The organism is Nocardia sp. CA-145437 (assembly GCF_050956485.1).
Classification (GTDB): Bacteria; Actinomycetota; Actinomycetes; order Mycobacteriales; family Mycobacteriaceae; genus Nocardia.
The window spans coordinates 5,218,633-5,233,834 of sequence record NZ_CP191204.1 but is presented as its reverse complement, the minus strand read 5'-3'; the positions used below and the strand labels follow the sequence as shown (position 1 = coordinate 5,233,834).

Below are 15,202 nucleotides of genomic sequence, written 5' to 3'. Positions count from 1 at the left end.
GGTTGGACGAGGAGCGCCTGATGATCACACTAGTTCCACCTGACCAGCGGATTTGGTTCTGCTGCATGGCCGGGGCTAAGCTTGAAAAGTTGCCTAGCTAGTCGAACGGGCTTACCGCTCGGATCGATGGCTTGTGCGTGTGTTCTTTGAGAACTCAATAGTGTGTCGATGAATGTCAGTGCCAAATTTTGAAATTTGGTTCCGGCCTCACACCCCCCGTGTGATGGGGTCGGACATTTAAGTCGGTCAATTTTCCGGCCGACTGTTTTGCTAGGTTTTCGGACTCTGGTTCGAGATACTTCTGATTCGCTCTTCGGAGCGTGTCTAGAGTCTTCAACGGAGAGTTTGATCCTGGCTCAGGACGAACGCTAGCGGCGTGCTTAACACATGCAAGTCGAGCGGTAAGGCCCTTCGGGGTACACGAGCGGCGAACGGGTGAGTAACACGTGGGTGATCTGCCTCGCACTCTGGGATAAGCCTGGGAAACTGGGTCTAATACCGGATATGAGCAGCCTCTGCATGGGGGTTGTTGGAAAGGTTTACTGGTGCGAGATGGGCCCGCGGCCTATCAGCTTGTTGGTGGGGTAACGGCCCACCAAGGCGACGACGGGTAGCCGACCTGAGAGGGTGACCGGCCACACTGGGACTGAGACACGGCCCAGACTCCTACGGGAGGCAGCAGTGGGGAATATTGCACAATGGGCGAAAGCCTGATGCAGCGACGCCGCGTGAGGGATGACGGCCTTCGGGTTGTAAACCTCTTTTGACAGGGACGAAGCGCAAGTGACGGTACCTGTAGAAGAAGCACCGGCCAACTACGTGCCAGCAGCCGCGGTAATACGTAGGGTGCGAGCGTTGTCCGGAATTACTGGGCGTAAAGAGCTTGTAGGCGGTCTGTCACGTCGATTGTGAAAACTTGCAGCTCAACTGCAAGCTTGCAGTCGATACGGGCAGACTAGAGTACTTCAGGGGAGACTGGAATTCCTGGTGTAGCGGTGAAATGCGCAGATATCAGGAGGAACACCGGTGGCGAAGGCGGGTCTCTGGGAAGTAACTGACGCTGAGAAGCGAAAGCGTGGGTAGCGAACAGGATTAGATACCCTGGTAGTCCACGCCGTAAACGGTGGGTACTAGGTGTGGGTTTCCTTCCACGGGATCCGTGCCGTAGCTAACGCATTAAGTACCCCGCCTGGGGAGTACGGCCGCAAGGCTAAAACTCAAAGGAATTGACGGGGGCCCGCACAAGCGGCGGAGCATGTGGATTAATTCGATGCAACGCGAAGAACCTTACCTGGGTTTGACATACACCGGAAAGCCATAGAGATATGGCCCCCCTTGTGGTCGGTGTACAGGTGGTGCATGGCTGTCGTCAGCTCGTGTCGTGAGATGTTGGGTTAAGTCCCGCAACGAGCGCAACCCTTATCTTATGTTGCCAGCGCGTAATGGCGGGGACTCGTGAGAGACTGCCGGGGTCAACTCGGAGGAAGGTGGGGACGACGTCAAGTCATCATGCCCCTTATGTCCAGGGCTTCACACATGCTACAATGGCCGGTACAGAGGGCTGCGATACCGTGAGGTGGAGCGAATCCCTTAAAGCCGGTCTCAGTTCGGATCGGGGTCTGCAACTCGACCCCGTGAAGTTGGAGTCGCTAGTAATCGCAGATCAGCAACGCTGCGGTGAATACGTTCCCGGGCCTTGTACACACCGCCCGTCACGTCATGAAAGTCGGTAACACCCGAAGCCAGTGGCCTAACCCTTGTGGAGGGAGCTGTCGAAGGTGGGATTGGCGATTGGGACGAAGTCGTAACAAGGTAGCCGTACCGGAAGGTGCGGCTGGATCACCTCCTTTCTAAGGAGCACTTCTCCACGACGCTTCACACAGGTGAATGTGGTTGTGGCAGAGACCGTTTGAGTCCCCAATCGTGGGACCGCGGAAGCTCATGGGTGGAACACTGATAACCTCTTCTCATCAAGTTCGGTCCCATGTGGCCGGCAGAGCAGATATATCGACACACTGTTGGGTCCTGAAAGAACAGACGTTCTTTCCAGGCAAAAAACGACGAGACTGGTTCTTCAGTCATACCGCGGAACATGGGTTCCGGCTGGTGCTGAGATACAGAATCAATCTTGTGTGTTGTTTGAGAACTGCACAGTGGACGCGAGCATCTTTGTTAGTAAGTGTGTAAGAGCGTACGGTGGATGCCTTGGCACCAGGAGCCGATGAAGGACGTAGTAGGCTGCGATAAGCCTCGGGGAGCTGTCAAACGAGCTGAGATCCGAGGATTTCCGAATGGGGAAACCCAGCACGAGTGATGTCGTGTTACCCGCGCCTGAATATATAGGGCGTGTGGAGGGAACGTGGGGAAGTGAAACATCTCAGTACCCACAGGAAGAGAAAACAACAGTGATTCCGTGAGTAGTGGCGAGCGAAAGCGGAAGAGGCTAAACCGTGTGGATGTGATAGACGGCAGTCGTTGTCCATGCGGGGTTGTGGGATTGTTCTTCTCAGATCTGCCGATCTGAGCATGAGTCAGAAACCGTTGTGTTAGCTGAATTGGTCTGGGATGGCCAACCGTAGAGGGTGAGAGTCCTGTAAGCGAAAACTCAACGGCTCATGTGAGCAACTCCCGAGTAGCAGCGGGCCCGTGAAATCTGCTGTGAATCTGTCGGGACCACCCGATAAGCCTGAATACTACCTGGTGACCGATAGCGGACTAGTACCGTGAGGGAAAGGTGAAAAGTACCCCGGGAGGGGAGTGAAATAGTACCTGAAACCGTGCGCTTACAATCCGTCAGAGCTGTAATAGGTGATGGCGTGCCTTTTGAAGAATGAGCCTGCGAGTCATCGGTGTGTGGCAAGGTTAACCCGTGTGGGGGAGCCGTAGCGAAAGCGAGTCCGAATAGGGCGCCCTGAGTCGCACACTATGGACCCGAAGCGGAGTGATCTACCCATGGCCAGGGTGAAGCGACGGTAAGACGTCGTGGAGGCCCGAACCCACTTAGGTTGAAAACTGAGGGGATGAGCTGTGGGTAGGGGTGAAAGGCCAATCAAACTCCGTGATAGCTGGTTCTCCCCGAAATGCATTTAGGTGCAGCGTCGCGTGTTTCTCACCGGAGGTAGAGCTACTGGATGGCCTAGGGGGCCCACAAGCTTACCGAAGTCAGCCAAACTCCGAATGCCGGTGAGTGAGAGCGCGGCAGTGAGACTGTGGGGGATAAGCTTCATAGTCGAGAGGGAAACAGCCCAGATCGCCGGCTAAGGCCCCTAAGCGTGTACTAAGTGGAAAAGGATGTGGAGTCGCGAAGACAACCAGGAGGTTGGCTTAGAAGCAGCCACCCTTGAAAGAGTGCGTAATAGCTCACTGGTCAAGTGATTCTGCGCCGACAATGTAGCGGGGCTCAAGTACACCGCCGAAGCCGCGGCACTCAGACATACAGATCGCCTTCGGGCCAGTCGTCTGGGTGGGTAGGGGAGCGTCGTATGGCCAGGGAAGCGGCGGAGTGATCCAGCCGTGGAGGCCATGCGAGTGAGAATGCAGGCATGAGTAGCGAAAGACGAGTGAGAAACTCGTCCGCCGAATGACCAAGGGTTCCTGGGCCAGGTTAATCCGCCCAGGGTGAGTCGGGACCTAAGGCGAGGCCGACAGGCGTAGTCGATGGACAACGGGTTGATATTCCCGTACCCGTGTATCCGCGCCCAATGGCGAATCATCTGTGCTAACCGTCCAAATGTTCTCTTATCGAGCCTTCGGGCGAGAGGGAGAATTGCTGCACGGGACCCTGGGTGTAGTAGTCAAGCGATGGGGTGACGCAGGAAGGTAGCTGGGCCAGGTGATGGAATACCTGGTGTAAGCCTGTAGGGCGTCTGGTAGGCAAATCCGCCAGACATGTAGCCTGAGAGGTGATGCGTAGCCGATTGAGGCGAATTCAGTGATCCTATGCTGCCGAGAAAAGCCTCTAGTGAGTTGGTACACGGCCCGTACCCCAAACCGACACAGGTGGTCAGGTAGAGAATACTAAGGCGATCGAGATAACTGTGGTTAAGGAACTCGGCAAAATACCTCCGTAACTTCGGGAGAAGGAGGGCCCGGTCTGGTGAACACCCTTGCGGTGGGAGCTGGGTTGGGTCGCAGAGACCAGTGAGAAGCGACTGTTTACTAAAAACACAGGTCCGTGCGAAGTCGTAAGACGATGTATACGGACTGACGCCTGCCCGGTGCCGGAAGGTTAAGAGGACCGGTTAGCTCTTCGGAGCGAAGCTGAGAATTTAAGCCCCGGTAAACGGCGGTGGTAACTATAACCATCCTAAGGTAGCGAAATTCCTTGTCGGGTAAGTTCCGACCTGCACGAATGGCGTAACGACTTCTCAGCTGTCTCAACCACAGACTCGGCGAAATTGCAGTACGAGTAAAGATGCTCGTTACGCGCGGCAGGACGAAAAGACCCCGGGACCTTCACTATAGCTTGGTATTGGTGTTCGGTACGGTTTGTGTAGGATAGGTGGGAGACTGTGAAGCGGGCACGCCAGTGTTCGTGGAGTCATCGTTGAAATACCACTCTGATCGTATTGGACCTCTAACCTCGGACCCTGATCGGGTTCAGGGACAGTGCCTGGTGGGTAGTTTAACTGGGGCGGTTGCCTCCCAAAATGTAACGGAGGCGCCCAAAGGTTCCCTCAGCCTGGTTGGCAATCAGGTGTTGAGTGCAAGTGCACAAGGGAGCTTGACTGTGAGACCGACAGGTCGAGCAGGGACGAAAGTCGGGACTAGTGATCCGGCACCGGCAAGTGGAAGCGGTGTCGCTCAACGGATAAAAGGTACCCCGGGGATAACAGGCTGATCTTCCCCAAGAGTCCATATCGACGGGATGGTTTGGCACCTCGATGTCGGCTCGTCGCATCCTGGGGCTGGAGTAGGTCCCAAGGGTTGGGCTGTTCGCCCATTAAAGCGGCACGCGAGCTGGGTTTAGAACGTCGTGAGACAGTTCGGTCTCTATCCGCCGCGCGCGTTAGAAACTTGAGGAAGGCTGTCCCTAGTACGAGAGGACCGGGACGGACGAACCTCTGGTGTGCCAGTTGTTCCGCCAGGAGCACGGCTGGTTGGCCACGTTCGGAAGGGATAACCGCTGAAAGCATCTAAGCGGGAAGCCTGTTCCAAGATGAGGTTTCTCACCCCCTCGAGGGGGTAAGGCCCCCAACAGACCATTGGGTTGATAGGCCAGAACTGGAAGTGCGGTAACGCATGGAGGTGACTGGTACTAATAGGCCGAGGACTTACCAACAAAGAAGCTACGCGTCCACTGTGCAGTATCTGAAACAACACACAGATCACTGAGCAGACAGATCCGAATCCCGTTCGCGGGTGCCGGGTTTGGCTCTCTGTGTGACAGTTTCATAGAGTTACGGCGGCTATAGCGGTGGGGAAACGCCCGGTCCCATTCCGAACCCGGAAGCTAAGGCCACCTGCGCCGATGGTACTGCACTCGACAGGGTGTGGGAGAGTAGGACACCGCCGGAACATCATTCGCGAAGGCCCCCAGCAATAGCTGGGGGCCTTTGGCGTATCTCGATCAAATCGATACGTGCCCAAGAACTTCCAGCGCCGAATATCCACTATGCGCTACTTTTGGCCGAATCCAGTGACGTGCCGAGCCCTCACCGCAGCGGGCTGGACCCCTTCCCGTCGTATCGACATCACCGGCTGGACCGACCAGCTGGAAGCCGAGGGCTTCCACGTCTCCCGCCCCGCTGCGAGCATCCTCCAAGGCTTCGGCAACCTGACCCTCCAGCCCCCGGATCTCCCCGGCGCCCTCTGGACCGCGGACCCCCTATTCTTCGACCCCATCGACGTAGCCAGCGGCATGTACGACCGCTACGCCGATTTCGAACGCGCCCTGGGCCACCGCATGACCCCCCTGGCCGCCAACACCGCCGGCACCACCTTCCTCCTGATGCTCGACGACGGCCGAATCGTCTCCGACGGCGTCCTCTCCCTCGACCTCGTAGCCCCCACCTTCCCCCAGGCCCTCGAGGTCATCATCCGCCGCCACACCACCCCCACCTCGATCCTCTCCTACCACCGCCCGCGCCCCCGCTTCACCTCCGAGTGGATGCACGCGGGCTAGCCCCACCCCGAGTGCGCGAAGTTCGAATCTCGCACCCCACCACCGCCTTCCGTCACTACCTTCGTGCGGATGGTGGGGACACTGAAGATCGACCCGGCCGCGATGCGCGCGGCCGCGGATTGGCTGGACCGCGCGGCCCAGGACCTCGTGGACGACCTGACCGCACACATGCGGCTGGTCCGCTCGTTCCTGGGCGGCGACTGGCAAGGTGACGCCGCGGCCTCACACGAGACCCCGTGGACCGATTGGGAATCCGGCGCCCACCGGATTCTCACCTCCTTCGCCACCGACGCCACCCTCCTCCGCCAGGCGGCCGCGGAACACACCCGGATTGACCACCACCGAGCGGAGGCGGTCGCGCAAGCCGGCTCGGGCCTCGACCTGCCCGAGGTGGTCTAGTGGCGGACTATCGGGTCGACCTGGGTGGTCTGCAACAACTCATCGACGGCACAGCCAAACTGGAGTCCTCGATCGAGGCCCGGATAGCCGCGATCGAGAAGTGCGTAGCCGAGCTCCACGTGGACTGGTCCGGCGAAGCCGCCACCGCCCACCGCGCCGCCCACGATGACCGTGTAGCCGCGGCCGCCCTCATGCGCGAGGCCCTGCGAGCCCTGCGCGAGAAGCTCTCCGCCGCCCACACCGCCTACGGAACGGTGGGATCCACCAACGCGTCCATGTGGCCATGAGCCCGCCTCCCACGGTCCCGCTGATCGTCTGCCGCTCAGGCGAATACAGCTCCGCCGGAGAGGTTTTCGGCACCCTAGAGTCCGACGCGATCGAAACCCACTCCGGCCTGCTGACCGTCCTCCGCGCGAACGCCGGCATGGCCGGCAGCGACACCATCGGCCAAGAATGGTCCGCCGCGTACGACCAAGCCGCGAACTCGGCCCTGCAAGCCTCCGCCCAACTGGCCGCCGCCGCGGCACAAGTCCGAGACCTGATCGTGGTCGGTGCCTACAACCACCAGGCAGGGGAGTCCGCAGCCGACCACAACGAGGTGGAACCCCCTCCACCACCCGCCCTGACCCCGCCATCTTGCCTCCCCGACGAGGCTCCCTCCGCGGCCGGCGACGGCATCCCCGAACCCTTCGGCTGGTCGATCATCAAGGACGCCGTCGGCGCCATGTGGCCCAACGGCCACCAGTCCGAACTCCTTGCCGCCCAGTCCGCCTGGTCCACCACGGCCACCAACTTCCACACCCTGGCCGACACGATCCCGAAGGCCATAGACCTCCTCGCCAACCAGCAGTCCGAGGAAATCCCCGCCGCGATCGAGGCGGCCCGAACCCGCCAATCCGACCTGACCGACCTTGCCGCCATCAGCGCCGAGATCGGTACCGCCTGCGGCGACTACGCCCACCACCTCGACGAGGCCCACCACCAAATCCTCGAAGAGCTGAAAGACCTGGGCCTCGAAACCGCCGCGGTAGAAATCGGCTTGGCGTTATTGGCTCCGGTGACCGCGGGCCTGTCCGAGTACATCGGCAATACCGCCTGGGCCGCCCGAGTAGCCGTCAAAGCAGCCCGCATCGCGTCGATCATCGCCGGCTTGGCCACCAAGGCAAGGGAATCCGCGCGGGTCGTCGGCGTCATGGCCGACCGAGTCCGAGCCCTCACGGCAAAGGTCGCCAAGTGGGTCCAGGAGGCCGCAGCGAGACTGGCAGTCTTCGGCCGCCGAACAGGCTCTGTTCCCAAACTCAGGACCACCCCGATGAACCCCCACTACAAGGGCGAAAACCTCCCCGGAAACTCGATCTGGCCAGGACAATCCGTTCGCTACCTCACCCCCGAAGAACGCCAGAGCTTCCAACTCTCCATCCACGATGGCAAGCTCTACGACGCCACCGGCGCCCTGTTCGACACCACCACCTCAGCTACCCACTTCAACGGCGGAAGAGCGATCTTCGTCATGGACGAGAACGGTGCCCTCTACGCCTCGAAGTACCATGCCCCCGGCGAATTCCACCACTCCAGCTTCCTTTCCGGCGCCCCGGTTGCCGGTGCAGGCGAGTTCGAAGTGGTCAACGGCGAACTTCGCTTCATCACCGACGCCAGTGGCCACTACCGCCCCGCCCAAACATTCTCGAACCAGGTTATCGACCAACTTCGCAGCGAAGGCCTCCGAATAGATCCCACCCAGATCGACCTGCGAGCCCCGAAGTAGCAAGAGAGGATTCGACATGACCGAGCCATGGCGTGCAGTCGTCACCGCCGTCCTGTACCGCACCCAGTTCGCCAGTACCCTCGGCGACACCGAGGCCCGTCGCACCGCAGAATGGCTTGTCCACCAACCCCTCTGGGATCTGACGGTCGAGGAAGAACACCAAGCCCTCACCGCGGCCCTCGACTCCAACACGGCCCTCGACCCAGTAGTCCACGCCCCATTCACCGAAGCAGAAAAGCGCCACTTCCTCACCCGTGTAGTCGCCGACCTCGACTCCATGCGCCCATGGCCCGACCGCTCTTACCGCGAGGTCCCGCTCGAAAGGTGGTCAGAGTTCGTCCACCTCGACCCCATCGCCCGAATCGACCTGTCCTGGATCGACATCCAGCCCATCGTCGGAAAGATGTTCCGAAAGCCCGCAGGCTACAACCGCGAGGTACTGCTCCTCCGCCTGAAGTCCGGCACCGAAGTGGGCTTCATCTGGCCCGGCTGGCGCGACCGAAACGCGACCGCTCTGGTAGCGCGCGAGAACAACCCCAACGCCGCCGCGATAGTCCGGGAGATCCTGTCGTCCTCATCCCTCGACCCCTCCAAAGTGACCGTCCTGTCGACCCCCTCAGCTCCCGTGCCTTACGAAACAACCCCACTCCGCCCCGAGTTCATAGGCGAGCACCTCCCAGGAAACACCCGCTGGAACGGCACTCACGTCCGCTACCTCACCCCCTCCGAACGCGCCCCCTACAAGCTGACCATCACCAACGGCCTCCTGTACGACGCCCAAGGCGCCCCCTTCGACACCACCACGTCCCGAACCCTCTGGACCCCCCAGGGCGGCCGAGCCATCTTCGTCATGGACGCCGACGGCGCCCTCTACTCTTCTCCTCACCACATCCTCGGCCAGTTCCACCACTCCAGCTTCCTGTCCGGCGCCCCAGTAGCCGCTGCCGGCGAACTCTCCGCCAAATCCGGCCACCTCCATCTCATCTCCGACCACAGCACCCACTACCGCCCACCCCGCCGCTTCACCCACCAACTCCTCGACAACCTCAGTCGCCACGGAATCGAAATCCCTGACGACCAGGTCGAATACCACATGTCCCCGGACTAGTTGGACTGCCGCCGAATGTGCGACCTGTCCGGAGGAGAGTCAGCGGGGTGGTTCGGTGTAGTTCAGGAGCTGCTGTCGATCCGCGATCTCCGCGGGGTCTCCGAGCGAAGATGCCGTCGGAACGCCGCATCTCGGCCGCTGGAACCGAGACGGTCCAACATTGCACAGCGGCCTCGAATTGAGGGACCCTTACATAAATTCGGATGTGGCTATGGCGACATTGCTGGGCGGAAATCGGTCCAGTGTCAAGGGAATGCGCAGCCAGATGGTGGGGAACGCGCATGAACGACGACAACTTGTGCCCGCGCTGTGGGCGAATCGACTGGGTACACAGAATGCCGCGATCGCGGCGACCGGCATGTCCACCGTGCAGGGCTCGAGCACTTACGCGGGTGTGGGGATCTGCCTGTCGATCACGGCATTCTCATTTGGGGGTACCACCCGTTCAGCGTGATTGCCGACGCGAGACCGGTCCGTGCAGCTTCTCGCTTGCGCGTTGTGCCCTGCGGTGCCCGGCGCGTTGCCACCAGATAGTGGCTTCGGGGAGTTGTCCGCGGTAGCGCAGTCGAATCGCGAGGTTGTGCATCGCGTCGGGGTGATCGGCTTCGGCGGCTCGTTGGTACCAGGTGAGGGCCTCGCCGAGGTGCCGAGATTTGTCGAGCAGGAGGGCGAGGTTGTACATGGCGTCGGTGTTGCCGGACTCCGCTGCGCGGCGCCACCAGAGTTCGGCGTCGCTTACCCGTTTCATCTGGTGTAGAAGGCTTGCCAGATTGCCCATGGCAATGACGTTGCCGCGCTCGGCGGCTTGGCGGTACCACTCGTGTGCTTCACGGGCTAGGCCTTGCGCATCGAGCAGGTTGGCTAGATTGTTCATCGCGCCGGTATGTCCCTGCGCTGCTGCTTGCCGCCACGAGCTCTCCGCCTGGGGGAGGTCGTCTTGATCGGCGAAGCGCCGGCCGTCCTCGAAAAGCGCATCGGCGTTGTCATCGGCGGTGGTGAGTTGGTCGCGCATCGGTGTGATCGTGGCGTTGTCACCAGGTGCTGATCGGAGCGCGGGTGGGGTGAACAGACGAAGTTCCCCGGCGATGTTGACGGTTCGTCGTTGGGGGCGGGGGTAGCCGTCGCGGTGCAGGGCATGGTCGACCTTGCGGTATAGCTGATCGAGAGTGAGCCCGGTGTGGGTGGCGGTGCTGAGCAGGGCTGCGGTGAAGGCGGTGTGGCGATGCCCCTCGGGCGCGACTGACGGTTCGTTCCTGGCCGAGGAGGCGATGGTGTAGGTGCCCTGAATGTCGATCTGTCCGTCAACGAGTGAGGAGGACGTACCCATGGCCTCGAACGCTCGTCCCGAGAAGCAGCAGTCCAAGATCAGGACGCGTGCGCGGGCTGGACTCGACGCGAGTTCATCGCGCAGCGTCGTGAACGGTACTGAGCTCCACTCGGGTTCGTCGCGACTGGTACCGGACAGCGCCAGATACAGCCGCCCGCGCCGATCCACCACGCCGTGTCCGGCGAAATACACCAACAGCACATCCCCGGCTTCCCGCGCTGCGGCTGCGACAGCCTTGCCGACCTGCGTGTTGTGCTCGGGATCGGTCAGGACGTTGCACTGGTGTTCAGCGAGAGCACTGCCGGTCGCCGCAGTCAGCAGCCGGGCGAGATCTGTGACGTTGTTGAGGGCGGCCGGAATATCGGGGAATTCGGGATCGACGTACCGGCTCACTCCGATCAGAGCGGCACGCCACCCGCTGCGACTCGATGCCGGTGTCACTGGGAGTCGTGGGACCGTTCGAGCATGCTCTGCAAGGCCTGGGTGATCTCTGGGGTCTGGATTCGCTTGGCGTCCAGGGTGATCTCGGTGTGATCGTCGAGCTTGAGGGTGACGGCGATATCGGATCGGCGCGCGGTGAACCACGCGGTCAGCGACCGGGCCAGGGCGGGGGCGATGCCGCCCGCACCAACAGCCACGACAAGCACATCGTAAAGGTCACCCATCTGACCCGGCCGAATCCGATTCGCGGGCAGTCTCACTCGGCCTCGCAGTTGGTCGTCGTCATTGAACCATTCGAGGAGCTGGAACAGATCATCGGCGCTGCCGTGGGAGCGGATCGTCAACTGGCCCTTAGCTTCCGGCATGACATCCATCCTGCCGGGTGAAGGCCCGCCGTGCACAGGAAACTCGTCCGATTGACTCATCTCCACTCCATGTTCCAGTCCGCGCCGTTGTGAGGACAGCGATGACGAAGGCAGGCAGAACCCGACCCAAATCGACATGTCCGACTGTCGGGCTCTGATGCCGAAGCCCTCTGTCGCGCAAGATCATCGCTGGTCCTTTTTGCGGGGGTCAGCGGGACTCTGACGGAATTCCACGGCCTCGGCAAGCTCGTCGAATACAAGGAGCTCGTCTGTCAGTTCCTGCAGGCGCTCACGTACTTCCGCAGGGGTGGCGTAGAAGAACTCGCGGCGTTGGTTGACCCCGTTGACGCGTTTGTCTGCCAGACGGCGGTGCAACTCGGCTTCGATTCCGGCCGCGTCGTCGGCAAGGAAAATTGTGTGGATGTCATATTTGAACGGCACCGATGAGTTGCTCAGGTCACGGATCCGCTCGTACGGGTCATGGCGACGAGTCATGCCGATCTGGACGACACCCTCGCCGAACGCACCGACATTGGAGATGACGTAGACGTAGCCGATGCGAAGGTCATTCTCCTGGTTGGCGATGGTGGTGAGCTTTCGCTCCCGGTCCTCCAACCGGTCACGCAGGTCGTCCGCATCCACGGTATCGGACTTGCCTGCGACCTCGAGTGAGGCGAGGGCGTCACGGTCCTGCTGTTGCAGCTTTTCGAGCTTTGCTCGGTCGCGGGCAAGTTCCTCGTGTGCTTTTCGGTCCTCGCGCAGCTTGTCGCGTGTGTCGCGCTCGCGTTGCTTCTGTTGGGCGAGCTTCTGGAGATGGTCAGCGGTCCACTCCAGCTCGCGTCGGCGGAGCCGATGATATGCCGGGGCTACGCGCAATTGCATCGTCGCCCCCGTCCGTTCGATGGTGGTAGCGATCTTGTCGAGACGGTCGAGTGCCGGATCCAGCTTGTAGGGCTTGAGACTACGGACGAGGTTGTCAGCCTCGGCGTTGTAGGCCCGCAGCATCAGCATCGAGTATTCGCGAATCATCTTGCGGCCGGCGGCGTCCGACCCTTCGACGCTCCACGTCTTCCATGCTTCGATCGCGCCGCCGTCCCGGCGCGCCATGTCTTTGATCTGGCCTTGCAGATCTTTGAGCGCATCGCGGTAGGTGACCGAGTCCGATAAAGGATGCCGGTATTCGTAGATGCCGATCTCTTGAAGCACCTGCTCCTCGCGAGTGACGATCACTTGCTTGCGCACGGTGTCCAACAGCGTCTGCTGGTCGGTGACCTGCGCCGCGAGCCCGTCGCGCAGGCGCTGCAGCTCGGCGACCTCGAGTCCTCCGAGGTTCGCCAACTGTGCTCGCAGTCTTTGATTTTCGGTGAGTGCGTCAGCCAGCTCCTGTGATTGGCGTTTCGCGTAGGCTCGGGTGCCGAACAGTGGGACCTTCTCAGCCTGCACAGTGCTATGCCCGGTCGGCTCGGCACTGTCCACGGCAGGAACTGGCACCGGGCCGCCGATCCACGCCGTCCCGTCCCAATACCTCAGAAGGCCCTCGTTCTGAGGGTCGGGATACCAGTTCGGTGGCACGGTATTCATGATCCCCCTTGCCGCAGTTGCTCTTTCGAGAATGCCAGCAAGCTCCGACATATGGGGATCGAACGCGCGATTGCGTCCGAACCGCCCTGGGCGCGCGAACAAGATGCCCTGACCGACGTGGGAGTGCGCGGCAACCTAGCAGCGCAACACGGCATCGTTCGAGAAGCTGATCAAGGGCCGTGACGAGAAGCGAGCACAATCTGCGGTACTGGTTACCGAAGCGATGCCGACTGTTCCTGCCATCGTAGGCTTGGGATGGGTCGACTAGATTCTGGTGCGCGATTTCGAAACTGCCGCCCACGTCGACCGTCGAGCACCTGGCTGGCTTCAGTCCACCGGTTCGGCATTCGCCGGTTCCGCCCCCACAACAAGCGTACGTGCGTCTCCGAAGTTGGTGCTGCGGGCCTTGCACCTAGAAGGGACAGGGCTGCGGCCCAGGCATCGGTTCCACCGACGTGATCGCCTTCGGCAGAAAGACATTCGGCCAGCAGCGCGTACGCCGGAAAAGACGGAGCCTGTTCGACAGCGATCCGCGCCAACTCCTGTGCCTTCGACACCGCCCCCAGCGTGAATTGCCGTCGCGCCATCGCCAGCTCCCCGGCATGTGCCCGGTTACGCGCGGTGACCGCCGCAGCGGCGGCCCGGACGGTCATCTCGTCGTCCCAGTCCGATTCGGCGTCGAGGATTTCGAGTAACCGGACGTGCTGGCGTCGCCAGCGTGGCGGGTTGGCCGCGCCCCGTTCCCGCAGGATCTGCGTGAACAAAGGATGGTGGATGATGTATCGGTCGTACTCTCCGCGCGGCTCGGCCGGCCGCACCAGCCCATGCTGGCCGTAGAGAACGTCTAGGCGCTCGTAGACGTCATCGACGTCCCGCGCTTCACCAGTCGAGCCACATAGTCGACCTCGAAGCTGTAGCCGACCAGGGCCGCGGTCTCCAACAGCCGTTGATCGTCTTCGGTCAGATACGACAGCCGCTCCTCGAGCACAGCAGTGATCTGCACCGGCGCCGCCCCATCACCATGCTCACCGACTCGAACCAGCGACTCGGCGAACAGCGGATTACCCGTGCTCAACCGAACGATCCGCGACATCACGTGCGGGGCAATCAATCTGTCCGTCGCCGCCTGACGCACCAACGCCTCGGTATCACTGCTGGACAACCGCGCCAGATCGACAATCCTGGCTTCGGGGCGATAGCGGCACAGCCGAAACACCGCGCGCTGCAACGAATGTGTCTGCTCCGCCGACCGCGCCTGATCCGGCCGATACGCAAGCACCAACATCAGCGGACCCTCGACCCGAAGCGCAATAGTGATCAACAGATCGATCGTGGCGGTGTCGGCCCAATGAAGATCGTCGAGGACCATCAGCAACGGGCTCTCGCTGACGAGATCTTGGATCAGCCGGACCAGCTGATCCAACCGGCTGTCCATTTCCAGCCCGTCCCGACCGGACTCCATAAATGTCTGACCCGTGCGCACCCCGGCCGCCAGCAACTGGCCGACCACCGGCACGGACTCGATCCAGTCCGGGGCGTTCGTGCGGAACGACGACACCACCCGCTCCAACGCGGAGCGCGAGCCCGACCGCTGCACGGCCGCGGTCAACGACCGCAGGCACTCCCGCACGGGTTGAAACGAGTCCGAGGCCAGCGAGTTCAACATCGCCTGCCCGTATCCGGTCAGCAGGCCCGCCCCTGCTTGCTGTTCGGCGGCGCGCTCAAGGAAGGTCGTCAACAGAGTGCTCTTGCCGACGCCGGCCTCACCCCGCAGCACCACCACCGCGCCCTCACCAGCCTGCACAGCACGATCGACACAGCCCACTAGTAGGGACATCTCATCAATACGATCGACCAAAGCCGGTGGTGCATCGATCCGCGACAATGCGCGTCCCCTCCCGATCGACAGAGTGTGAAGCTGGCCACGAATTATAGTTCAGCACAGTGGGATTCGCGTAATAATGCTTGTTCGGGCAAACGCCTCGACAATGCGACCGGGGCCCTGAGGTCTCCTGTCCGCCATGGCGACTCGTTAGCCGATCGCAGAGGGCGGTTCCCCGTGTGGCTGGGTGATCCGGATAGGGTGATGGGG

General features: G+C 61.4%; 10 protein-coding genes and 3 rRNA genes. 8 read left to right on the top strand and 5 right to left on the bottom strand.

All coding sequences use genetic code 11. The features are described 5' to 3' along the window. Nucleotides 1-333 precede the first annotated feature (333 nt). From ACQPYY_RS24410 to ACQPYY_RS24375, 8 genes are all read left to right on the top strand, one after another. Nucleotides 334-1,850: ribosomal RNA gene (locus ACQPYY_RS24410) — 16S ribosomal RNA — on the top strand. 323 nt (nucleotides 1,851-2,173) lie between these two features. After that, nucleotides 2,174-5,281, top strand: a 23S ribosomal RNA gene (locus ACQPYY_RS24405). Nucleotides 5,282-5,400: 119 nt separating this feature from the next. Then, nucleotides 5,401-5,517, top strand: a 5S ribosomal RNA gene (gene rrf / locus ACQPYY_RS24400). Together the 16S, 23S and 5S rRNA genes form the textbook arrangement of a ribosomal RNA operon. 121 nt (nucleotides 5,518-5,638) lie before the next feature. Further along, entirely contained in the window at nucleotides 5,639-6,124 is a 486-nt protein-coding gene (locus ACQPYY_RS24395; protein WP_433591131.1) for an SUKH-3 domain-containing protein, read from the top strand. Between the two features lie 69 nt (nucleotides 6,125-6,193). Next, entirely contained in the window at nucleotides 6,194-6,523 is a 330-nt protein-coding gene (locus ACQPYY_RS24390; RefSeq protein ID WP_433591130.1) for a WXG100 family type VII secretion target, read from the top strand. After that, complete coding sequence (locus ACQPYY_RS24385; RefSeq protein ID WP_433591129.1) at nucleotides 6,523-6,810, top strand: WXG100 family type VII secretion target; 288 nt, start codon at nucleotides 6,523-6,525, stop codon at nucleotides 6,808-6,810. Before ACQPYY_RS24390 ends, ACQPYY_RS24385 begins: the two co-directional genes overlap by 1 nt. Next, nucleotides 6,801-8,288 carry a hypothetical protein gene (locus ACQPYY_RS24380; RefSeq protein WP_433591128.1) on the top strand — a complete coding sequence of 496 codons (1,488 nt, stop codon included), beginning with the start codon at nucleotides 6,801-6,803 and terminating at the stop codon, nucleotides 8,286-8,288. The genes ACQPYY_RS24385 and ACQPYY_RS24380 overlap by 10 nt, the downstream gene beginning before the upstream one ends. A gap of 16 nt (nucleotides 8,289-8,304) precedes the next feature. Beyond that, nucleotides 8,305-9,396, top strand: coding sequence for a hypothetical protein (locus ACQPYY_RS24375; RefSeq protein WP_433591127.1), 1,092 nt, complete (start codon nucleotides 8,305-8,307; stop codon nucleotides 9,394-9,396). Between the two features lie 445 nt (nucleotides 9,397-9,841). Here ACQPYY_RS24375 and ACQPYY_RS24370 read toward each other — a convergent pair whose 3' ends face one another. From ACQPYY_RS24370 to ACQPYY_RS24350, 5 genes are all read right to left on the bottom strand, one after another. Further along, the gene (locus ACQPYY_RS24370; RefSeq protein WP_433591126.1) at nucleotides 9,842-11,164 is read right to left on the bottom strand and encodes a caspase, EACC1-associated type; all 1,323 of its coding nucleotides are present in this window, start codon (nucleotides 11,162-11,164) and stop codon (nucleotides 9,842-9,844) included. Continuing rightward, nucleotides 11,161-11,529, bottom strand: a complete 369-nt coding sequence (locus tag ACQPYY_RS24365) for an effector-associated constant component EACC1 (RefSeq protein ID WP_433591125.1) — start codon at nucleotides 11,527-11,529, stop codon at nucleotides 11,161-11,163. Before ACQPYY_RS24365 ends, ACQPYY_RS24370 begins: the two co-directional genes overlap by 4 nt. Before the next feature lie 183 nt (nucleotides 11,530-11,712). Further along, nucleotides 11,713-13,110, bottom strand: coding sequence for a DUF4041 domain-containing protein (locus ACQPYY_RS24360; protein ID WP_433591124.1), 1,398 nt, complete (start codon nucleotides 13,108-13,110; stop codon nucleotides 11,713-11,715). Nucleotides 13,111-13,322: 212 nt separating this feature from the next. Then, entirely contained in the window at nucleotides 13,323-13,928 is a 606-nt protein-coding gene (locus tag ACQPYY_RS24355; RefSeq protein ID WP_433591123.1) for a hypothetical protein, read from the bottom strand. 26 nt (nucleotides 13,929-13,954) lie between these two features. Next, nucleotides 13,955-14,995 carry an AAA family ATPase gene (locus ACQPYY_RS24350; protein ID WP_433591122.1) on the bottom strand — a complete coding sequence of 347 codons (1,041 nt, stop codon included), beginning with the start codon at nucleotides 14,993-14,995 and terminating at the stop codon, nucleotides 13,955-13,957. Nucleotides 14,996-15,202 lie beyond the last annotated feature (207 nt).